18 protein-coding genes and 1 pseudogene are annotated in these 20,568 nt (G+C 62.9%); 16 read left to right on the top strand and 3 right to left on the bottom strand.

Annotated features, from left to right (window positions below):
- Window positions 1-193: 193 nt before the first annotated feature.
- The 4 genes from MKK70_RS04440 (at window position 194) to MKK70_RS30525 (ending at window position 2,360) form a co-directional block, all read left to right on the top strand.
- Window positions 194-472, top strand: coding sequence for a hypothetical protein (locus tag MKK70_RS04440; RefSeq protein ID WP_243946014.1), 279 nt, complete (start codon window positions 194-196; stop codon window positions 470-472).
- A gap of 128 nt (window positions 473-600) precedes the next feature.
- Window positions 601-996, top strand: a complete 396-nt coding sequence (locus MKK70_RS04435; protein WP_243946013.1) for a DUF4149 domain-containing protein — start codon at window positions 601-603, stop codon at window positions 994-996.
- A 168-nt stretch (window positions 997-1,164) separates the two neighbouring features.
- On the top strand, window positions 1,165-1,800 hold the full coding sequence (locus MKK70_RS04430) for an NAD(P)-dependent oxidoreductase (protein WP_147858499.1): 636 nt from the start codon (window positions 1,165-1,167) through the stop codon (window positions 1,798-1,800).
- Window positions 1,698-2,360, top strand: coding sequence for a helix-turn-helix domain-containing protein (locus tag MKK70_RS30525; protein WP_313899072.1), 663 nt, complete (start codon window positions 1,698-1,700; stop codon window positions 2,358-2,360). Before MKK70_RS04430 ends, MKK70_RS30525 begins: the two co-directional genes overlap by 103 nt.
- Window positions 2,361-2,485: 125 nt before the next feature.
- Here MKK70_RS30525 and MKK70_RS04420 read toward each other — a convergent pair whose 3' ends face one another.
- On the bottom strand, window positions 2,486-3,295 hold the full coding sequence (locus MKK70_RS04420) for a GntR family transcriptional regulator (protein ID WP_243946009.1): 810 nt from the start codon (window positions 3,293-3,295) through the stop codon (window positions 2,486-2,488).
- 53 nt (window positions 3,296-3,348) lie between these two features.
- On the opposite strand from MKK70_RS04420, the gene MKK70_RS04415 reads away from it, so the two are divergent.
- Window positions 3,349-4,317, top strand: coding sequence for a PfkB family carbohydrate kinase (locus MKK70_RS04415; protein ID WP_243946007.1), 969 nt, complete (start codon window positions 3,349-3,351; stop codon window positions 4,315-4,317).
- Here the strand turns inward: MKK70_RS04415 and MKK70_RS04410 are convergent.
- Entirely contained in the window at window positions 4,280-5,260 is a 981-nt protein-coding gene (locus MKK70_RS04410; RefSeq protein WP_243946005.1) for a helix-turn-helix transcriptional regulator, read from the bottom strand. The genes MKK70_RS04415 and MKK70_RS04410 overlap by 38 nt on opposite strands.
- A gap of 447 nt (window positions 5,261-5,707) precedes the next feature.
- Here MKK70_RS04410 and MKK70_RS04405 point away from each other — a divergent pair, with 447 nt between their 5' ends.
- From MKK70_RS04405 to MKK70_RS04375, 7 genes and pseudogenes are all read left to right on the top strand, one after another.
- Complete coding sequence (locus MKK70_RS04405) at window positions 5,708-5,911, top strand: hypothetical protein (RefSeq protein WP_243946003.1); 204 nt, start codon at window positions 5,708-5,710, stop codon at window positions 5,909-5,911.
- A 16-nt stretch (window positions 5,912-5,927) separates the two neighbouring features.
- Window positions 5,928-6,704, top strand: a complete 777-nt coding sequence (locus tag MKK70_RS04400; RefSeq protein WP_243946001.1) for a LysE family transporter — start codon at window positions 5,928-5,930, stop codon at window positions 6,702-6,704.
- Window positions 6,705-6,825: 121 nt separating this feature from the next.
- Window positions 6,826-7,266, top strand: coding sequence for a hypothetical protein (locus MKK70_RS04395; RefSeq protein WP_147725590.1), 441 nt, complete (start codon window positions 6,826-6,828; stop codon window positions 7,264-7,266).
- Window positions 7,267-7,432: 166 nt separating this feature from the next.
- On the top strand, window positions 7,433-8,620 hold the full coding sequence (locus MKK70_RS04390) for a cupin domain-containing protein (RefSeq protein WP_243945999.1): 1,188 nt from the start codon (window positions 7,433-7,435) through the stop codon (window positions 8,618-8,620).
- A 52-nt stretch (window positions 8,621-8,672) separates the two neighbouring features.
- Window positions 8,673-9,182, top strand: a pseudogene (locus MKK70_RS04385) (transposase); the annotation flags it as partial.
- Window positions 9,183-10,057: 875 nt separating this feature from the next.
- Window positions 10,058-11,026: a hypothetical protein gene (locus MKK70_RS04380; RefSeq protein ID WP_243945997.1), complete on the top strand. Its 969-nt coding sequence runs from the start codon at window positions 10,058-10,060 to the stop codon at window positions 11,024-11,026.
- Between the two features lie 382 nt (window positions 11,027-11,408).
- The gene (locus tag MKK70_RS04375) at window positions 11,409-11,693 is read left to right on the top strand and encodes a hypothetical protein (RefSeq protein ID WP_147858491.1); all 285 of its coding nucleotides are present in this window, start codon (window positions 11,409-11,411) and stop codon (window positions 11,691-11,693) included.
- A gap of 121 nt (window positions 11,694-11,814) precedes the next feature.
- On the opposite strand, the gene MKK70_RS04370 is transcribed toward MKK70_RS04375, so the two are convergent.
- A complete protein-coding gene (locus MKK70_RS04370) occupies window positions 11,815-13,083 on the bottom strand; it encodes an acyltransferase family protein (protein ID WP_243945995.1) in 1,269 nt (422 codons plus the stop codon).
- Window positions 13,084-13,641: 558 nt separating this feature from the next.
- On the opposite strand from MKK70_RS04370, the gene MKK70_RS04365 reads away from it, so the two are divergent.
- The 4 genes from MKK70_RS04365 to bcsA all read left to right on the top strand — a co-directional run bounded on the left by MKK70_RS04365 (window position 13,642) and on the right by bcsA (window position 20,567).
- Window positions 13,642-13,881: a hypothetical protein gene (locus MKK70_RS04365; protein ID WP_243945993.1), complete on the top strand. Its 240-nt coding sequence runs from the start codon at window positions 13,642-13,644 to the stop codon at window positions 13,879-13,881.
- An 80-nt stretch (window positions 13,882-13,961) separates the two neighbouring features.
- Window positions 13,962-16,409: a hypothetical protein gene (locus MKK70_RS04360; RefSeq protein ID WP_243945991.1), complete on the top strand. Its 2,448-nt coding sequence runs from the start codon at window positions 13,962-13,964 to the stop codon at window positions 16,407-16,409.
- Between the two features lie 871 nt (window positions 16,410-17,280).
- Window positions 17,281-18,033, top strand: coding sequence for a cellulose biosynthesis protein BcsS (gene bcsS / locus MKK70_RS04355; RefSeq protein ID WP_147725596.1), 753 nt, complete (start codon window positions 17,281-17,283; stop codon window positions 18,031-18,033).
- Window positions 18,034-18,143: 110 nt separating this feature from the next.
- Window positions 18,144-20,567 (top strand): UDP-forming cellulose synthase catalytic subunit, encoded by a 2,424-nt coding sequence (gene bcsA / locus MKK70_RS04350; RefSeq protein WP_243945989.1) that lies wholly within the window; start codon window positions 18,144-18,146, stop codon window positions 20,565-20,567.
- Window position 20,568: the final 1 nt, after the last annotated feature.

The raw sequence follows: 20,568 nt of genomic DNA, 5'->3' as shown, positions 1-20,568 counted from the left end.
GCGACCTGGGACAGGGCCCGCCGACTGGGGAAGTCCACGGGAAGTCGCGCCTTTCTACCAGTCGGTGCAAGCATAAAAACTACGGTTGCCGAAGCGGACCACCGTTCTTGTGCTCGTTCACCAAGCGCCTTGAGGCGATGCGAACAAGTAGCCGGCGACTGTTCCAGGACCACTTTAATGGGGGAAATCAAAGATGCCGGTTCGCGCTTTCGTGATATTGATGCTGGGATCGATCGCGACGCCAGCCTTGGCCTTGCAACCGCAGGACACCCTGCGGGACTGGAGTGCCGCAACGGGCGCGGACCGTGATCGTCTGCTGCAGCAGCTGGAGAAATCCAGTGCAAAAGGTGTTCCGCGCAAGGATGTGCTGTCCTGCCTCAATGACGCCGCGAGCATGAATGCGCATGCCGACTTGGCGATCGGCGATGTGTTCAGGGCCTGTGCCAAGCAGGCATCGGAAGACTCGATCTGAGTGCCGACCATCCCCTGACCTCGCGCGTGAAGCGGAGAGGCGTTTCAAGACGAAGGGGACGGCTATCAGACGAGAGAAACAGATGCCGCCCACGAGGGCGATCTGAAAGCCATTGAGGTTTGGAACCGATGCTCTCGCAAGCGGCTATTCTCGTGACGGCCCTCCTCTTCGGCGGGATGGTCCTGTACTCGTTCGGTTTCGCTTCGTTTCTGTTCAGCGCGCTGCCCGCCGACGCGGCAGGCCCACTGCTGCGCCGCGCCTTCCCGCATTTCTACATCTTCGTCATGGTGTGCGCCCTCGGTGGCGCGGCGCTGACAGCCACCACCGATAGGGCATCGGCACTCATACTGGGACTGATCGCCGTCACGGCGCTCCTCGCGCGCCAGATACTCATGCCGGCCATCAATGGCGCGACCGACATGTGTAATCGCGCTCGCTTCGGCATCCTTCATACCGGATCGGTCCTGGTGACCCTGGCTCACATCGTTGGGTCCTCCGCAGTAATCCTGAGACTTTCCGCCTAGCCGCGTCCGATCAGGGGCACACCTGCAATGCCCGGGGGCATGCCAACGAGATCTCGGGCTTTCAGGACAGCTCGATCACCGAACCGTAGAGAGGCTGGTCAAGCGACCGCATGGCGCGTCCGCGGTTGATTGGGTCTCGTCGCGCATTCAACCAACCGGGAAACGACCATGGCCCACGCCCTCGTCATCGGCGCCAGCAAAGGTATCGGCCTGGAGACCGTGAAAGCGTCGCTCGCGGCCGGACATCGCGTCCGGGCTTTCGCGCGTTCGGCCACGACCATGACCCTGTCCGGTGCGGGTCTGGAGCGTTTCACGGGTGACGCGCTGAAGGCTGGAGATGTCGCCGCCGCCCTTGACGGCGTGGACGTCGTCGTCCAGGCGCTCGGGGTGCCGGTCAAGGATCTGCTCGGCCCGGTGACGCTGTTCTCGGACGCGACCAACATGCTGGTACCGGCCATGGAGAAAGCCGGTGTCAAGCGCCTCCTGGCCGTCACCGGCTTCGGCACTGGCGATAGCAGAGACTCCATCGGCCTGCTTCAGCGCGTCCCGTTCCGCCTCGTCTTCGGTCGCGCCTACGACGACAAGGATGCGCAGGAGATGCGCATCCGCAAGAGCGGCCTCGACTGGACGTTCGTTCGGCCAGGGGTTCTCACGCCCGGATCGGCGACCGGCCGCTACAAGGTTCTCACCGAGCCCTCAAAGTGGCGGAACGGCCTGATCGCGCGGGCCGACGTCGCCCACTTCATCGTCGGACAGGTCGACCAGCCGACCTACGTGCGAAAGGCCGTCGTCCTGATCGGCTGATCGACCACGGCCGGACCCGAGCATCCGAAAAATCCGTGACCCGTATCGGATGCCGTGACGCGGTGTGCGTTACTCTCGGAGCCGCGCGGCTCCCGCCCGAGGCCCAGGTCGACCCATCATGTTCGCCTCCGTCTACGTCATCCTGCCGGTCTCGGACCTCGCGCCCGCCGAGGCCATCCGCGCCTCGCTGGCGCCCTTCCAACGCGGCGGCAAGGCCTTGGCAATCCGGACCTCAGCCTGGCGACCGTGGCACACAGGCCCAGCGCGTCTCCAGCCGCCAAGTCCAGCCGATGTTCCAGGCGGAGGGCCAGACCTTGCCGGGCTTCGTCCTCGACCGACGCCTCAACCGCGCCATGCAGCGCCTCATCGATGCCGAGGATACCCGCCCAGTGAGTGCGATCACCTTCGATGTCGCTTTCGGAGAGCTGTCCTATGTCAATCGGACCTTCCGCAAGCGCTTCGCCCTGACTCCGTCCCAGGTCCGCCGACTGGGCAGAACCACCGGCGGAGTAGCTTCGGGGCCGGCCGGAGCCGGCGAGTCACTGCGCGCTGACCGGTAAAGCAGGCACGGACCTTCGAGCCAAAGCCGTAAGCATCGAAGCTCCTATCCATCCAGCCCAAGCAGATGGGTTCATCCATCCGAAGCGGGTTTCGCGAGGAGGGATCAGACGTCGGATCTCAATCGCTACGCGCTCAGATTCAGCCGGTAGCGATAGGCATCGCCCCGGAACAAGCCCTCGACGTACTCGATCATGACCGAGTCCTGGTTGTAGCTGTGGCGCTTGATCAGCAGGCACGGGAGGGGCCGTTCGAAGGCGAAGATCTCGCATTCGTCCGCCGTCGGCATGGTCGCCTCCACCGTCTGCTCGCAGCGCACGAGGCGGCCGCCCGGATGCTCGCCCAGGAACGCGTAGACCGAGCCGGAAAGGTCGCCGGTCTCGAGGGCGGGCACCGCGCGGATGTTGTACCAGGCGACCTCGCGCGACATCGGCACGCCGTCGCCCGACCGGACGCGCGTCAGGCGCAGGAACGGGGCCGTCGAGGGGAGGCCGAAGATCGAGGCGATCGAGCGGTCCTCTGTGACCGTCCGCTCCAGAATGCGCGAGGACGGGATCTTCCCCAGCTCCCGCATCTCCTCCGTGAAGCCCTTGAGCCGGTCCATGCCCGGGCGCACGGGCTCGGGGGGACGGCGCACGAGGAAGCCGGAGCGCCCGCGCGGCACGAGAAACTCGTCGTCGCTGAGCTCGGCATAGGCGCGCTGGACCGTGACGCGGCTGACCCCGAGGCTGTCGGCGAGCTGGCGCTCGGCCGGCAGGATGACGCCCGGCGGCAGCGAGCCCGAGAGGATCAGCTCGCGCAGCTGGCCCTCGATCTGCCGGTAGAGCGGCATCGCGGTGTCGCCGCGCAGGCGCAACAGAGACAGCACCGAGGGACGCTCGCCGCTCGCGATGTCCCGGTCGACCTCCCCCTGCATCGTCCGATTTTTGGGGCGCACGTCCGATCGACCTCCGGTACAGAGGCTTATATCGGATCGGCTCGGAGCGCTCCATGCGTGTCTTTGTCATCGGAAGCTTCGTGATCGCCTGCTCGGTCAAGGTCGCGCGGCTGCCGCAGGCGGGCGAGTCCCTCGACGGCTCGGCCTTCGTGGCCGAGCCCGGCGGCAAGGGCTTCAACCTCGCGTTCGCCGCGCACCGGCTCGGCGTCACGGTTGACGGGCTCTTTGCCGTGGGCACGGACGTGTTCTCCCCGGTGGTCCGCGCGACCTTCGCGCAGGTCGGGTTCTCCGAGGCCATGCTGGTGCCGCATGCCGGCTCGACGGGCGCCGGCGTCGCCTTCGTCGATGCAGCCGGCGAGAACTGCCTGGCGGTCTGCCTCGGCGCCAACCTCGCCCTCGCTGCGGAGGACGTCCGAGCCGCTGCCGCCCGCGTCGGGCAGGCGGACCTCGTGGCGGCGACGTTCGAGTCGCCGGACGCCCCCATCCGCGAGGCCTTCGCCCTGGCTCGGACGCGGGGTCTTCCCACCCTGCTGAATCCCTCGCCGGTGCGTGCCCTCGACCCGGCGATCCTAGCCGACACTGCGATCCTCGTCGTCAATGCGGTGGAGGCGGCCGATCTGGGCCTCGGCGCTCCCGACGCCATCGCCGAGGCCCGGGCCGCGACGCCGGCCATCGCCGCCCTGCTGGACGGCGGCCTCGAGCTCCTGGTGGTGACCCTGGGGCAGTGCGGCGCGATCGCGTTCCGCCGCGGAGTGCCGCCCCTGCGCCAGCCGGCCTTCGCCGTGTCGGCGGTCGATACGGTCGGGGCGGGGGACGCCTTCGCGGCCGGGCTGATGGCGGGCCTGCTCGCACAACAGCCCCTCGACGCGACCCTGCGGCAGGCCGCGGCCTGCGGCGCCCTCACGACCCGCCGGTTTGGGGCCTTCGACGCCTTTCCGACCGCGCAGGCGTTGGCCGCCTTCCTGGACGAAGCCGGACCTCGCCTCAGGCCGCATCCAGGCACGGCGCCGTCTGCCCGCTGAACATCGAGAGCGAGGCGACGATGCTCAGCAGCTCCGCCTGCCGCTTGGTCCCGGTCTTGTTGAAGATCGAGGTGAGCTGGGTGCGAACGGTGCTTGTCTGGACGCCGACGCTCTCGGCGTAGCTCTGCAGGCGCGAGCCCCCGGCCAGCGCCTGGAGCAGGCGCGCTTCCGCCGGGGTGAGGTCGAACAGCAGGTTCAGGAGGCCGTCGTCCGGAACGGCCCACGCGCCGACGTGCACGAGGACGAGCAGCACCGCCGAGGCACCGAAGACGTCGCCGGGGTGCCGGTCCAGGCGCATGACGTGAGCGATCTGAGGGCGGTGGTCGGAATAGCCGCGCACCGGCATGCTCTGCGTCGCATGCCGGCCGCTGACGACGTTGCCGATCGCATCCTGCAGCAGCTTGCTGTTGATCAGGCTCTTGAACAGCAGGCCGCCGTGCTGGCCCGGCGGCAGGACCTCCTCCCGCTCCTGCATGCGGGCATTCATGGTCAGCACCCGCCCCGAGGCCGACAGGACCGCCGCGGGAAGCCCGATCTGGTTGAGCGTCATGGTGGCGACGCGGGTGCGCTCGCAGCCGAACTGGGCGCCGAGCTGGCACGCGCGCGCGAGATGGGGCCGCAGGGCGTCGAGCCGAGGCAGGATGGCGGCCTCATGGGGGCCGGTCCGGGCCCGGCGTTCGGCGGTGATGATCGCGACGTCGCCGGTCGCCAGGGGAATCGTCGTCCCCACCTGCCAGAACGGCGCGTCGACCTCGCAGGGCCGCCCGTCATGGGAGCCCGGCACGAGGTCGACGTCGCGCATGAAGCCCGCATGAGCCAGGGTGCGCCACTGCGCCGTGCGCCCGCTGCCGCGCCAGGAAGCCGTGGTTGTGTGATGACGCAGGCGCTGCTCCAAAGTCGGTGAGGCGATCCACCGGGGCATGCCGACGGGGGGCAGCACCATGAGCACGGCACCATCCGAGTTCGCCGTATCGCCAAGAGATTGAAGGACCTCCGGCCAGAGCTCGGGAGTGCCTGCAGCCTCGCAGATCCGGTCGATGAGAGCTTCCCGCATCAGCACGCCCCACGGTGATCCCGCTGATCGCAATAAGACCAATATCAGTCCAAAATCGACGGCGGTATCCCTCAAACGGATGATGCCGGCGACGAGGGACGGCGCCGCGAGCCCGCTTCCGGCAGGTTCGCCGGTGCGTCGCCTCGCCGGGGGCGGCGACAACGCGGCATCCAGCGTCGTGGGTGAAGCCGTGCAAAGGCCTGACGTGGCGGAGCTTTCCTGTTCGGCCGGGAGGTGCGCGGCGGCCCTGCGGCGGCGCAGGTGGTGCCATCCGCCAGACGGAGGATGCTCGGGGTTCAACCATCCCTAGATTGTCGGCTCGCGGAAGGATCAGCCATGAGAACAATCGTCGCCAGCCTCATCGTCGTCTTGTCCTGCACCGGGATCCGGGCCGACGAGTTGAACGACATGCCGGATATCGCCTGCGCCCAAGCATCCTCGGCCCTGGAGCGCGCGCAAATCGGGTGCCCGGACGCCGACAATGCGGCCGCCGAGCCCCGGGCGGTGGCCTCGCCCCTCGACCGCCGGGAAGACGACTGAACGCAGTCCCGCCGCCATGGGCGTCATCGCCACGGCCCTGCTCGCCGGCGCGAGCCTTGGGCTGACCATCGCCGCGCCGATCGGGCCGACGAGCCTGCTTTGCGTCCAGCGCACGCTGGCAGGGGGCCTGTCGACGGGCGTCGCCACCGGGCTCGGCGTCGCCACCGTGCATCTGACATACGGGGGGCTGATGGTGCGCTGGAGCGCGGACTTGGCTGCGGCGTTCTCGAACGGGGCCGTGCTCTCCCTGGTCTCGGGGACGGTGCTGCTCGGCCTCGCAATCCGGGTGCTTCGCAGCGTTTCGGTCCTGCACGTGAGCGGCGAGCGCCGCCACACCCTCGCCGCGAGCTACGGCAGCGCGGTCGTGCTGGCCCTGGCGAATCCCATCACCCCCGTGCTGTTCCTGGCCGCCATGCCGGCCCTCCTTGCGCGCGCGGCCGCGCCGCTTCCGGCGCTGGCGGTCGGCGTCTTCCTGGGCTCGCTCAGCTGGTGGGTCGTGCTCAACACCGCCGTGTCCCTGTTCCGGCGCTGTGTCACCAATCATGTTCTCGGCCGGATGAACAAGGCCGCCGGCCTCCTCCTCGCCGTCCTCGCGTTAAGCCTGCTGGCTCGGGGCTTGGACGGCCGCTGGGTGGGCCTTTTGGACGGTCCGCCCAGGGACGGGACACGATCGGCCAGCCCCCCGATCGGTGCCGAGGGGCCGCGCGGGACCGACCGGGCGACAGCGACACCCTCGCCACCGGTCACGACATCCTCCGCCCGCTCTATGGCCGGGTCGTGGAACGCACCCTAGGTCGGCGTCCCCGTTACGATTCGGAATGATGGATATGCAATTTCAATATCGTCACAAAATTACATTGATATTGTCCGCAGGATTGTTGCTGTCTTCGGCTCCCGTCGCTTCACGGGAGGAGATGTTCATCGAAACCGTCGAAGGCTGGGACATCAATAAGACACTTCGAAACAACGATCCGCTTCCCTGTCAAATGACCCATTCCTATCGCGACATGACGGACGGGGGAGCCCAAAATTCGGTCGGGATTACGAGATCGGACGGGCAAATCGTATTCATGCTGTCTTATGAAAGATGGAATTGGTCCGAGGGTGAAAGTCTCAAATCAGATCTGATCACCGGAAACGAAACGATCAGCCCCGTCCCAACCTGGATCGGCAAGGGGACGATCCTGTACTGTCGTATACTCGACAGGGAAGTCCGCAAGCTGTCGCTGAGCCGGACGGTTTTCGTGCGGTTTCCCGAGGGAGATGCTGATTTCGACGTTTCGGGTATCGAGGTCGCACTTGCGGCGATGGACCGCTGCAATCGATCCAATACAAAAAACGGGATGGCGAGATAGTAATTCTGTCATTCAATTTGCATTATTATTCCCGAACAGTGATCAATATTTGAGTTGAGGTACTCATAAATCAAGACAATCACTTGCGCGAATAAGCCAATCATATAGATCGAATGCTTGAAATACCGTGATTCTCCTCTCCTGGTTGTCGAAGGGATTCTTGGCGATGGTGGACGGCACGCGTCGGGCGATCCTCGGCGGCATCACTCTGGCGGCCGGTGCGCTCTCAGTGCGGACTTCGTCGGCCGCCGAAGCAGACGGACATGCGGCCGGGTACGATGTGGCCCCTGCTTCAAAATTCGCATCGACGATCCCACGCAAGGTGGGCGATGCCGTCAGTTTCACGACCTCGCTCGACAAAGGCTTGCTCAAAGCGACATCGGGCGGCTGGGCGCGAGACGTGACAGCGAGAATACTTCCTATCGCAACGGACATCGCCGGAGCACATCTTTATCTCAACGCTGGCGGCGTCCGCGAGATGCATTGGCACACGTCGGATGAATGGGCGTATATCCTTGCCGGTCGCTGCCAAGTGACCGTGGTGGACCCGAGCGGGGAGATGGAGGTCGCGAATTATGGGCCGGGCGACCTGTGGTATTTCCCAAAAGGTCACAGCCACGCCATTCAGACCCTGGGGGCTGAACCCTGCCACGCCATTCTCGCCTTCAACGACGGTCTCTATGGAGAGCATGGAACCTTCGGTCTCAGCGATTGGGCGAGCCGGCTAGACCCTGCGATGATGGCGCAGGTCTTCGGGATGCCCGAGGACTCGATCGCAGGCATCCCATCCGGCGAGGTCTATATTCGTCAGGGCGCTCTGATGCCTCTCGGCGGGCCGCAATCCCGGGCCACCAAGGTGCTCAGCCGATCCCGCACGCACCGATACCCGATGCTGGCAGCCGGTCCCCAGACGAGCTCGGACGGCGGATCGCTGGCGATTGCCTCTGCCGAAGAATATCCAATGTCCGCGGGCATGACGGGTATGTTGTTGAGGCTCCAGCCCGGCGCTCTGCACGAGCCGCACTGGCATCCAAACGCAAATGAATGGCATTACGTTTCTCGCGGACGGACGCGCGTGACGCTCTTTGCCCCGGACAAGCGGCTCTCTGTCGCCGAACTTTCCGCCGGAGATTGTGCTTACTTGCCACGCGGGTGTGGTCACACGGTGCAGAATATCGGCAAGGAGGAATGCGAAGTCGTAGGCGTGCTCGACAGCGGGTCCTATCAGGAAACGTCGCTGTCGGACTGGGTGCAACGTGTCCCGGCACATCTTCTGGCCAATAATCTCGGCCTTCCCGACGAGGCGTTCGCGAAACTCCCTCGCAAGAAATCTGTCATCATAGCAGCAGCTTAGAGTGTCTGGAGGCTGTTATGGACCGTCATTCGGAAATACCAGATGAAGGGGCATGACCTCTTCACGCAGATCCTACCCATCCGATGTCTCCGATGACGAATGGGCGCTGGTCGTCTCGTACCGACGCTGTTGCGTGAGGATGCGGGGCAAGGCGAGCACGGCTTGCGCGAGGTGTTCGACGGCCTGCGCCACGTGATGAAGACAAGGGGCACCGTGGCGGTGGATGCCCCACGATCTGCCACTTTGGTAAGCCGTCTACCAGCAAGCGCGGCGCTGGCTGGCGGCCGGCTGCTTCGAGCAACTCGCCGACGAATCCCGTACGCTGCCGCGCCTCGTCACCGGCCCCAATTCAGAACCAAGTGCCGCCATTCTCGACGGCCGGACCCTGCGCTCGATGCTCGAGAGTGGCGCGCGGGCCGGCTACGATGAAGCCAAGCGCAAGAAAAGCTCCATGATCCGCTTGGCCGTCGAGACGCTTGGCCACCTTCTGGCCCTGCGCGTCACGCCCGCCGACGCCGACGACTGCGCCCCGGTCGGGCGGCTGGCGGAGGCCATGCAAGCCACCAAGCTCCAGAGCTGAGACAACATGAAGGATTGACGGTCTTCGTCAGCGTTTTCTCTGAGCGAACCATTTTCTCGCGTCGGGACGAAGTCTCGTTGCACGAGTCGATGACGCATGCATCGAACGAGCCTAATTTGCCCTATACCTGGGACGTCAACTTCCCGATCTGCGTCCCGTTCGGCCGAGCGGCAGCCGTGGGTGCAAATTCGCTTCCGCATGGCTTAAGCCATACCTTGAGGAAGATGGACATTCAGGGGACAGGCCAAATTTCGAATTCTATCCAGGAAGCGAGCTTCACCCGCGGGTCGCCGTTCTCCGACAGATACAAGTATGGTTCAATCAGATCGTAAACCCTGGATGCTTCATTCGAGCCTTTCCTGCATTGCTGGCGTCGGGTGATTGACGAAGCTGCCCCCCTATGAAAGGGCAAATCCGAGATCTCCATGCGGCGTTAGTTCACTGCGAAGATGCCTTAAACTGTTTACGCCGCTCTGAAGATTGCGTTATACCTCAACGGGAAAATTGAAGGCATCCCACAAAGAGCGCTCCGATTGCGGATCTGGAAATCCACCAACGGCCAAGCAATCTACAAATAGCCTGTTTGCTTTGGTTGTGAATACTGTATTGGGCGCGTATTTGAACGCATTCTAGCACATCAAAAGATTCGACGCAGTTCCAGCGTCAGCTAAAAATAATTTTACCAAAACTATTGAGCTGAAAATTGGGCTTCAGGAGTTCGACTTATTATCAAGGATCTATTTAGCTGTCAACCACTGTGGCAGTTTAGTCGATCGCATGTAAATCGATAAATGAGGTGCGATATGTACCATAGAGTCTATAATAAAAAACCTGACATCTTTGTTGTAAAATCAACCGTGACCGAAGACCTGTTCGACGAGTTCGCAATGGCGTGCGGGGCGACCTATCAGGCAACCATTCGGCACGCACGAGTCACGGCAGCATTGGAGCAGGGAGTTTTTCGTATTCGAAGATTTGATATTTGGACCAACGATGAATCAGGAACGAAAAAGAAAATCGGACAATTTTTGATCACAAAAGGTTTTAGGAACCTAAAGTTTCACCCAGGAATTTGTCTCCTTCAAGGTCATGAGCATCTTTGGAGTGAGGCTATGAGAATGGCTCTTGAAGCTCTGGGTGACGGACGATACGTTTATGGGTCACGTTTCAATCTAGAAGATCCGCGCGAAGACGAGATTGAGTGTATTCGAGGAGCTTATATTATCGAAGTCCATGACCATGTCGTCGAAGCGGTGGATTTTTCTCAATGGCCGACGTGGAATCATTATGTAAAAAAACTTAGCAACAACATCCGAAGGAACATTCAATATTTTGCAGAAAATACTCAAAATTATGATATAGAAATAAACACTGGTATACAATTCATACGCCATATTCCGTCTCTGGTTTTCAGTCGATACAAGATGTATCGAAGAAAGTCGGTCAAGTGCAGTCCTTATGGGATGGTAAGGATGTACCTTACTCGATTGCTGAGTTCTGGAAACAATTCGTATAGCGCTAGATTGCAAATCAATAAATCGAATAAGGCGACCTTTAGCGGGATCCAGTTCGGTGCTTTGGATTTCTACATGGACGGCGCCTCGGATGATAACGTCAGGGGCTGCGGATCATTTCTCGTTCTCGAAATGCTTGCGAGACTTTTCAACCGATCGCCCAATGGAAAATTCGTGCTTGGAAGTGATCCCAACCCAATTCGGGATCGAGAATCGAAATACACAACGCGACATCGTTATCGCCAAGACTTAAGGATATCATACTTTCCGACCAGCACAGTTGATTTTTATTACAAATCTCCAATAGACTGAGATCGTTCCTAATTAAAAATTATTAACAATCAAACACCGTCTAACAAAACTATCTGTGAATTTATTGATTCGATACTTAAGGTCAAGTCAGTGCTTTCAACGATATTATTTATTTTTCAGATGGAGTATAAATATAATACGGCGTGTTCGATCTTGGGATATAGAAATATGCCCATCGACAATCGGTTTTATTTGTTGTTGCCTGCTGGAGCTGTGATCTACGCCCCGTCGGTTGGCGGCGGGTTTTTGGGTAAGGCGTTGATGGGCTGAGGAGCGTTTCCGATGCCGTCATCCCTGTTGATCAATCTGCGCGAGCGGGTTGTTGCGACCCTGACGGGGAGGCGCGACCTGCCATGGCTCCGCCGCCCGCTTCGAAGTCAGCGTGTCGCGTGCCAGCCGCTGGGCGAAGCGCGTGCGGGAGGAGGGACAGATCGCATCGTGGGCGCAGCGCAGCGATCGGCGCTCGCAGGCCATCGAGGTCCAAGCCGATCCGATCCAAGCAACTTACGAAGCGCATCCTGCGATCTGTCTGGACGAACTGCGCGATGCCCGGGCCGTGCAGGGCGTGGCAACCAGCACAGGCGCGCTGGCTCGAATCTTCGCCCGGCAAGGCATCACCCGTAAAAGGCGGCGCTGCGCGCGGCTGAACAGTCGCGGGCGGACGTGACGGCTGCCCGTACCGTCCAAAATCCCTGAACCGCCATCCGGCGAGCATCCGCCCGCTTCACACCGCTAGGATGTCGAAACAGCAGCAATGCCGCAGGATACAAAACGATTCGGCCGTCGCTTCATGATTGGACGCGACTCGACGCAATTTGTTTGATCGATATCGGACGTTGCGGATTTTGCTGTTGCAGCCTCGTGATGCGCTTTCCAAGCCGCGCGCACGGTTCGGCAATCAGAACATGAAAGGCCCAGCCACTCGTCAATACTAAGGGATAGACAATAATTATCATGGACCAAAGGGGAAGGATGTTTTGGAGAAAAAACGTGACGGCCGCCAGGATTGGCACTTGCACGAGGTAGACGCTGTATGAAATCCTTCCCAGGAATTGTAGCGGCGGAGCCAATAAAAAGCGTTCGATCCGATTTGGCGCGAGTGCTGCGGATATGACGAAAACCGATCCGGTTGCGACGCCAATATTGTGAAAGGCGTGTGTCTGCGACCAATGAGTTTGAACCATAAGCAGGCCGGCACACATCACGAACTCGCCAGCGTGGTATTTTGAGGTCGTCTCGAAGAACCGCCGGATTCTATCCAGATTGAGGGCCATCGAGGCGCCGATGACAAAAAATATCGTGTAATAGGCAGTATGTTGGAGTTCCCACAAAATGGTTCCGGTCAATGAATTCTCAGACACGGATCTGAGGAGGACGTGTATTGCTGCGACGATGAGAAAGCATCCCATGATAAGAATTAATGATGCTCTCCATTTCCATGAGATCATGGGTATCATAAGCAGAGGAAACAGGAGCGAGACACGCATTTCCCAAGCAAGGGAATGAACAGCTCCGTTGAGGCGGAAGTTCGTCTGCCCCAGCATCAGTGCATGCTGCACGAGGTTTTCGATCGTAACAGGTGCCGACCACGTTTCGGTATTGATCCAATTGCTGCCCCCGGAAATATGAAAAATCGGCTGAAGAAAATAGACTGCAACGGCCGCAATCGCAATAATCGCAACATACGGAAGATAAATTCGGGAGATGCGCTTGACCAAGAATGCGCGATACTGCGGAGGGTGTCCTTCGATCCAAGGCAAAGCCAGCACCAAGCCACTCAGGACATAGAAGAGCGTGACCGCTTCATAGCCCGACCAAAAAATCCTCGCCGGGGTATAGAACAGGATATATTCCGTGACGGATCTCGCTTCCGTTGTCCAGTCGGAGTAGAAATAGTCGCTGTAAGCGGGAATGATCGTAAGGCAGTGATGATTGAGCACGATGGCGGCTGCAAGGCCACGAACCGCGTCGAGAGCATGCAAGCGCTGTGGTAATCCCGCATCGATTTTGGCGAGATCGCTATCCGTCGCAAGATTGTTTGCAGTCCGATCCGGCATGACAATATTCGCCTTCCTCACATGCCCTTTTGGAATAGATCTTATCTCGTTGCGGGTGTTGTCGTACGGATCATCTGCGGGCTCAATGGCGATTTGGGGGAGCGCTTTGGTTGTAGGTCCGCGCTTCGGAGCCGAATGGAAACTGGCGCGAAATTGCCGCCGAGCAGATTGTCGGGAGCAGCCGTCTCTCAGCTTGGTTCACCGGCTCGAAGAGGTTCGTCTTTTGGTTCGACGCCACGTCCGAGGGTTTCACAATCGTCGTCGAGATGTCCGATCAAGCAAGAGCCGGCGCTTGATCGAGGCTGCGGCGACGCGGTGAGAGCCCAAGCGTCTGCGCGCGCGACATGATTTTATTCAAGATTTTGATAATGTTTGGAAATGCTGCGCTGCGAAGGCCGCGTTCTGTGCCAGGTTCCCATGGAAGTGCCGCCCCGACGGAGCCAATCAGTCACCTGATTCCGTCCCATGAAGAGAGCGCTGAGAATGCTCGCCAGGTCCTACGGCGTCACTCGGATCTCGCCTGCCGGTCGACCTCTGGCCATCCACGCGAGGCCGGTGATGTCACGCGGTGATCCTCTGAGCAGCATGGGCTTGGCCTTCACATTTCGGTATCGCGATCCTGCCGAGGGTGAATTGATCCGCTCATCGTTCGGGCTGCTGGATTTGGATCGGCAGAAAAGGGTTTCGGCCATCGTCACTGCGATGGACCGGATTGCTGCCGCAACTTTGCAACCCAGGGGCGCGCCGATCGGAACTTTTGCCGAAAGGTCTATTTTCTTAGATGTGGGAGATCATTAACCGTTCTTTAACCATGTCTATCGAATTGCTGATCTGCTTGACCGGATGGCGACAAGCCTCTTTGGGCGCAGATGATGCATATGGGACGATCGATTTCGCTTCGGGTCCTGCTGGCCGCGATCCTCGTGGTCGCGGTGCTTGCCGGCGGTGCCTGCGTGCTGCTCGTCGGCTCTGAAGATGCTGCGGAGACTGCGCGCAGGAGCGAAGCGGACGTCCGTCGTACGGCGAACCTGATTTCCGAAAGGCTGAGCGAGGAATTGGCGACGGTCGGGCGTGATGTCAGCCTTGCTGCGGAAAACACGGTGCTCGGGCGCGATGGGAACGGGACGACGGTCCAGCAAGTCCTCGGACGCTGGCGTGCTCTTCATCCGGGATATGCCGACATCCTCGTCGCCGACAGGAGCGGTCGCGTGCTGGTCACCGCGAGCGGATCGCTCGCCGGCGCCGACGTGTCCGGGACGACCTGGTTTTCGCGCGGCCTATCCGGGATCGTGATCGGCGACGCGAGCGATCGCACCCGCACGGGCGGCGACGTCCCGCCGAACGTGATCATCGGCGCGCCCGTTCGCGCCGGCGGCACAACGGAGATCGGCGTCCTCGCGGTCCAGCTCAAGCCGGACTGGATCCAGGAGGTGGTCGCCGCCCTGCGCCGCAACCTCGGGGGTGCGGCACGCGACTCCGCCATTCAAGTCATGAATGCCGGCGGGCGTACGCTTCATCGGTCGACCGGCTTGGCGCAGGTGGGTCGAACCCATGAGGCCACCGCAGCCATCGCCGAAGGCGCCGGGCTCGGGTGGATCGTTTCGGTCAAACAGCGCGATCCCGTCGAGGACGCCGCGGGCGCAGGCCCCGCCACGTTCCTCGCCCTCGCCGCGGCGGCCCTCGGCGCGGCTTATATCGGCGGCGCGGTCGGGGGACGGCTCGGCCGCAACGTGCAACGGATCGCCGACGCGGCCCGTCAGGACCGGGTGGATCTGCTCCGTCGTGATGTGCCCACCGCCGATCTCGCCAACCTGGCCGATGCCGTCGGCGCCTGCATCGGACGGAGCCAAGGACGGGAGCGCCTGCTCGGGGAGTCCCGGGGAGCCCTGGCACGCAGCCGCGACCGCGTCCGCTCGGCGAGGCTGCTCGGGGGCTTCACGAGTTGGGAGGTCGACCTGCGGAACGGGCAGGTGACCTGGGCAGACGGCGCGGCCGCCGCGGTCGAGAATGCCGCCGAGCGGGCGTGTACGCTCGAGGAGATGCTCGCGCGGATCGAGGTCGACGACCGCGCGCTGCTCAAGAACACGATGCGCGCCGTGTGCGAGGAGCCCGGCTCCATCCGAGAGGCGGTCATTCGTTCTTTCGCCGGTCCCGATGACAGTGCAGGCCGCCGCCTGGTCCTGCGCCTCACCGCCGTCGCGCTCAACGGGCAACCGGTCCGTCTCCACGCCTTGACGCGTGAGATCGCCCAGGTCGCCCTTCCCGCGCCGTCCACCGGATCGGTCGCGCCGGGGGCCGTGCTGGCGGAGGTCGGTGAACCGCCGGCCGCCTTCCCGGCACAGGCGATCGTCGCGGGGATCGCGCACGACATCGGCGGCGCCCTCGACGCGATCTGGGCCGACCTGCGCAACATCGAAAACGATGCCGCCTTCGCGGATGACAACGCGATGGAGACCGCACGGCGCGATGTCGCCCGTGGTTCCGCACTCTTGAAGCGCATGTTGGCGCTCGTCCAACCCGACAGCCCGGTCGTGCAGAACGGCGACGCCGCGCGCGTCGTGACCGAGACCGTCGACTTCATCCGCGCGGCGATCTTGCCCGGGCTCGTGCTGACGCCGTGGGCGGGCACCCTGCCGAAGCTCGCATGCGGCATTCGCGAATTGGAAGTCGCCCTGCTCAACGTCGCCAGCGATGCACGCGCCTCCCTCCCGACCGATGCGATCGTGACGCTTTCGGTCGAGGAGGCGTCTGATCACGGCGACGCCCAGATCGGCCTGCGGGCCCGATTCTCGGCCCCGGACGGCTTCCGGGCCGATCGTGGCGTCGCCGCGGTCCGGGGCCAGATGGACGCGATCGGTGGGGCCATCGGCGTCGCGACTGCGAACGCGGGCATCACCATCACCCTGACGTTCCCGATCGCACGGGAGAGCCTTGTGCCATCCGATCCCGCCCGTGAGGCGGAACAGGTCCTGCTCGTCGAGCCCGATGCCGTCCTTCGCGCCTCGACGGCCGAGAGCCTGATCGGTCGCGGCTATGCGGTGACGCCCGTGGCGTCAACGGAGGAGGCGAGCGAGGCTCTCGCCGAGTCCCGCGCCTACGCGGTCCTGCTGTGCGCGCACGCGATGCCGGCGGTGGACGGGGTCTTTCTGGCCGACGTCGTGTCGCGCACGCATCCGGCGACGGCCATCGTGCTGATGGCACCCGACGCGATCCCTCTCCGGGGCGACGCTGCGGTCCAAACACTGCGCAAGCCGTTCAGCTCGCAGGATCTCGTCGATGCCCTCGCCGGCGCGACCAAGCCGTCGCGCCGCGCCGATGCAGCGTGATGCCTGACCGGGCACGGGGACGCCGGTTCGCTCGAAGTCGACGTCCCGATCGCTTGCGCTGATCTGGAGTTGTCCGTCTCCCGACCGGAACACAGCTCCGCGTTGCGGCGGGCTGCACGGTCTTCGGTTCCTGACGACGTCGATCTATCGCGCCGAATGAAGGCGATCGATCCTTTTCACGCCCGTTCATTGATCGAGCGCGTGGAGGGTCTTGATCTCCGCTTCGGCGCGAGGTTCCCTTCGCCGCGTCGAAGCGCCGTGTTGCACGGAATTTCCTAAGTGTAGGAAAAAGGCCACAGGGCGTCCTGCCCGGCCGGCGCAGATTCGCGACGCGCATCCTGTCGCGGACCAGCCGGAAGGAAACATCGTCCCTCTCTCGTCGATCAGGGGGGGCGACATAGCGTATTGCCGTCGGAGCTTTGGATCGTGAGCCCGTCCGGATCGGCGTCCAACCTTCTATCGGCGTCGTCACCGCCGACGAGCGCACCGATGTCACGGAGTCGATTGCGACCGGTGTCGCCAGCTCTTGGTTCCGGATCTCCGGGCAGGTCTTACCTGTGCGTGTTCCAGCTCGAAGATTGACTTACCGACAGCTTCCCGTCTGAAACGTTGCACCTGATCGCCTGAGACATTCTATAGGCAGCACGGCCTCAATTCAGCAGCGTGATCCGCGCAGAAAGCCTACAAAGTCAGCAAATTTAGACTGCAGATCTGGGCAATATATCGCCACTACAACCAATGGTTGAATAATCAAAGCACATTTAGAGGTCCCAGATATTGGGCGTTAACCATCCTTTAATCCTTATGAAGCTCTTTGTGCCGCGGGACATCGGCGCGCCGCGATGATCCGCCTGCACCCTCGGACGAAATCATGACGAAAATTCGCGCTGGTCTCTGTGTCTTCGGAGCAATTGCGACGTTGGCTACGCCGAACGTCGTCGCGGCGGCCGACTGGTACACCGGCGCGGAACGGGAATCCGTGCAGGACGACTACATCGTCGCGATCGACTCCGCAGCCACCGTGACCTCGAACAGCTCGGCGTTCGGTGTCGTCACCGCGACGATCGCGCCCGTGACCCCGCTCAACGAGAGCGGTCCGCGCATCCGGCTGCAGGGCGTGGCCGGTACGTATTCCTATCCGTCCTCCACCGGCCGCACCGTGCGCGGCGAGCAGGAGGAGGGCACCGCCATGCTGGGCTATGAATGGATCTGGCAGCAGGCCGCGCTCGCCGGTTACGTCGGCGTGAACATCCGCAGCAATTCGCTGTCCGTCATCGATCCGAACAATCCCGTGCTCGGAACCGGCATCGGCGCGAAGGTCGCCGCCGATCTCTATCTCAATCCGACGGCGAACACTCTGTTCGCCGCCAACGCCTCTTATTCGACGCTGTTCAGCGCCTACTATGTCCGCATGCGGGCGGGTTTTGCCGTGGCCGATGGTGTCTTCGTCGGCCCGGAGGCGACGCTGCTGGGTGATGCGTTCTTCAACCAGTGGCGATTGGGCGCTCATCTTACCGGATTCACCATCGGGCCAATGAAGTTCTCCGTTGGCGCCGGCTACGCATATGATCGGATCCAAAAGGGTGGTTATTACACCAGCGTCGAAGGTCGAGCAGCCTTCTGATGAACCTCCGGCCGAAAGACAACCGTTGAGCGCCGCAATCCGGCAGTAACCGTGCCTGCATCCGAGACTTCCGCGATGCGCGACATTCTTTGATTCGAGGAATCGAGCCCGTGACATCCGTCCTCGTGCGTGCAGTCTGGCTTGTGAGTGCTGCCGTGGTGCTGCTTCTGCTGGCACAGCCGGTCGGAACCTCGATCCAGCTGGAGATGAGCCTCGGCGCGATCGGTCTGATGATCCTCCTCTGGCTGTTCGCGCGGGGCCAGGTCGGGCGTTCGGTGTTCCTGGCGGTCGGCAGCCTCATCGTGCTGCGCTACCTCTACTGGCGCCTGTCGAGCACGCTGCCGCCAACGACCGATCCGTTCGGCTTCGCCGCGGGCGTGACGCTGGCGCTGGCCGAGGTCTATTGCTTCTACATCCTCATGGTCAGCCTGATCGTGAACGCCGATCCGCTGACGCGCGCCCTCGTGCCGGCGGATGACGATGCGGACCTGCCGACCGTCGACATCTTCGTGCCGAGCTACAACGAGGACCGGCACATCCTCGCCACGACGCTGGCGGCGGCCCGCTCCCTCGATTACCCGGCCGGCAAGCTCACGGTCTGGCTTCTGGACGACGGCGGGACCGATCAGAAATGCACCGATTCCGATCTGGCGGCCGCGCAGGAGGCGCGCACGCGCAGGGCGGACCTGCAGACGCTCTGTGCGGAGCTCGGCGTCTCCTACCTGACCCGGCGGCGCAACCTGCACGCGAAAGCGGGCAACCTCAACAACGGTCTCCAGAATTCCAGCGGCGAGGTCGTGGTGGTGCTCGACGCCGACCACGTGCCGTTCCGCTCCTTCCTGCGCGACACCGTCGGCCACTTCGCCGAGGATCCGAAGCTGTTCCTCGTGCAGACGCCGCACGCCTTCCTCAATCCCGACCCGGTGGAACGGAACCTCGCCACCTTCGATCGCATGCCGTCGGAGAACGAGATGTTCTACGCGATCGGCCAGCGCGGCCTCGACAAGTGGAACGGCTCGTTCTTCTGCGGCTCGGCCGCGCTCCTTCGCCGGACCGCCCTGGAGGAGGCCGGCGGCTTCTCGGGCGTGACCATCACCGAGGATTGCGAGACCGCCTTCGAGCTCCATTCGCGCGGTTGGACCAGCGTCTACGTCGACAAGACGCTGATCGCCGGGCTTCAGCCGGCGACGCTCTCGGACTTCATCGGCCAGCGCTCGCGCTGGTGCCAGGGCATGCTCCAGATCATGCTTCTGAAGAACCCGATGTTCAAGCGCGGCCTCAAGCCGATCCAGCGCCTGTGCTACCTGTCGAGCATGACGTTCTGGTTCTTCCCAATTCCGCGCCTGATCTTCATGATCGCGCCGCTGCTGTACATCTTCCTCGATATGAAGATCGTCATCGCGAACGTGGACGAGGCGGTGGCCTATACGGCGACCTACATCCTCGTCAATTTGATGATGCAGAACTATCTCTATGGCCGCGTGCGCTGGCCGTTCGTGTCGGAGCTGTACGAATACGTCCAGGGCCTGTTCCTGATCCGGGCGACGGCGGCGGTGATCCTGTCGCCGCGCAGGCCTCAGTTCAAGGTGACGGCCAAGAACGTGACGCTGGACCGCGACCAGCTCTCCCCCCTGGCGCTGCCCTTCTTCCTGGTGTTCGCGGTCCTGCTGACGGGCTGTTGCGTGGCGAGCTATCGCTACCTGTTCGAGCCGGGCGTCACCAACCTGATGCTCGTGGTCGGCCTGTGGAACGGCTTCAACCTGATCACCGCCGGTGCCGCTCTGGGCGTTGCGGCCGAGCGGCGCCAGACTGAGACCAGCCCGTCGCTGGCCGTCGACCGCCGCGCCGTCCTCACCCTCAACGGAATGGCGGTCGACGTGGCCGCCGAGCGCATCTCGAGCGCCGGCTGCCAAGTCCGCATGGATGCCGTGGTTCCGATGCAGCGGAGCACCGACACCAACGCGGGCCTGCTTTCGGTCCCGCCGCGCGACGGGCTGTCCGCGGAGGCCGTCCGGGCCGCGATCCCGGTGCGGCTCACGGCGATGACGGCGTCCGGCGAGGAATCCGTGTGGCGGCTCGACTTCGAGACCCTGCCGCCCGAGGCGTACTTCGTCCTCGCCGACCTCATGTACGGCGACGCGGACGCGATGGCCCGGTTCCAGCAGCGCCGGCGCGGTCACAAGAACCTCCTCGCCGGGATCCTGCAGTTCGTCTGGTGGGGAGTCGTCGGCCCGGTGCGCGCGGCGGCGTACCTGCTCAAGGGCAACCCGGCACCGGTCCCCGCCGCAGCACCCCAGGTCGAGGTGCCGCTTCCCCGCACGGTGACGATGCATCGCCGGCTCGTCGACGGCGCCCGCGCCGAGCCGGCCGCCAACGTCGGATCGTCGGAGATCACCGTCCGGAGCGCGAAGCCGGTGCCGAAGGTCGAGGATGCGACGCCGGGCTGGCTCCAGATGATGCTGGACGCCGAGAACGCCGCGCTCGTCCGCGACCGCCGGCGCAATTCGGACTCGCCCCACCCAAGCGCCGGCTGAG

The sequence above is a fragment of the Methylobacterium sp. E-041 genome, assembly GCF_022829665.1.
Lineage (GTDB): Bacteria > Pseudomonadota > Alphaproteobacteria > Rhizobiales > Beijerinckiaceae > Methylobacterium.
The sequence above is the reverse complement of the archived record's forward strand: the minus strand, read 5'-3'. Positions and strand labels throughout refer to the sequence as shown.

Excerpts from the sequence above, each read along its gene's own strand:
- MKK70_RS04405 (WP_243946003.1), top strand. The coding sequence starts at position 5,708 with ATGAGAACAATCGTCGCCAGCCTCATCGTCGTCTTGTCCTGCACCGGG.
- MKK70_RS04365 (WP_243945993.1), top strand. The coding sequence starts at position 13,642 with ATGTCACGCGGTGATCCTCTGAGCAGCATGGGCTTGGCCTTCACATTT.
- MKK70_RS04395 (WP_147725590.1), top strand. The coding sequence starts at position 6,826 with ATGTTCATCGAAACCGTCGAAGGCTGGGACATCAATAAGACACTTCGA.
- MKK70_RS04415 (WP_243946007.1), top strand. The coding sequence starts at position 3,349 with ATGCGTGTCTTTGTCATCGGAAGCTTCGTGATCGCCTGCTCGGTCAAG.
- MKK70_RS04400 (WP_243946001.1), top strand. The coding sequence starts at position 5,928 with ATGGGCGTCATCGCCACGGCCCTGCTCGCCGGCGCGAGCCTTGGGCTG.
- MKK70_RS04430 (WP_147858499.1), top strand. The coding sequence starts at position 1,165 with ATGGCCCACGCCCTCGTCATCGGCGCCAGCAAAGGTATCGGCCTGGAG.
- MKK70_RS04370 (WP_243945995.1), bottom strand. The coding sequence starts at position 13,083 with ATGCCGGATCGGACTGCAAACAATCTTGCGACGGATAGCGATCTCGCC.
- bcsS (WP_147725596.1), top strand. The coding sequence starts at position 17,281 with ATGACGAAAATTCGCGCTGGTCTCTGTGTCTTCGGAGCAATTGCGACG.
- MKK70_RS04435 (WP_243946013.1), top strand. The coding sequence starts at position 601 with ATGCTCTCGCAAGCGGCTATTCTCGTGACGGCCCTCCTCTTCGGCGGG.
- MKK70_RS04440 (WP_243946014.1), top strand. The coding sequence starts at position 194 with ATGCCGGTTCGCGCTTTCGTGATATTGATGCTGGGATCGATCGCGACG.
- MKK70_RS04410 (WP_243946005.1), bottom strand. The coding sequence starts at position 5,260 with ATGGTGCTGCCCCCCGTCGGCATGCCCCGGTGGATCGCCTCACCGACT.
- MKK70_RS04390 (WP_243945999.1), top strand. The coding sequence starts at position 7,433 with ATGGTGGACGGCACGCGTCGGGCGATCCTCGGCGGCATCACTCTGGCG.
- MKK70_RS04360 (WP_243945991.1), top strand. The coding sequence starts at position 13,962 with ATGGGACGATCGATTTCGCTTCGGGTCCTGCTGGCCGCGATCCTCGTG.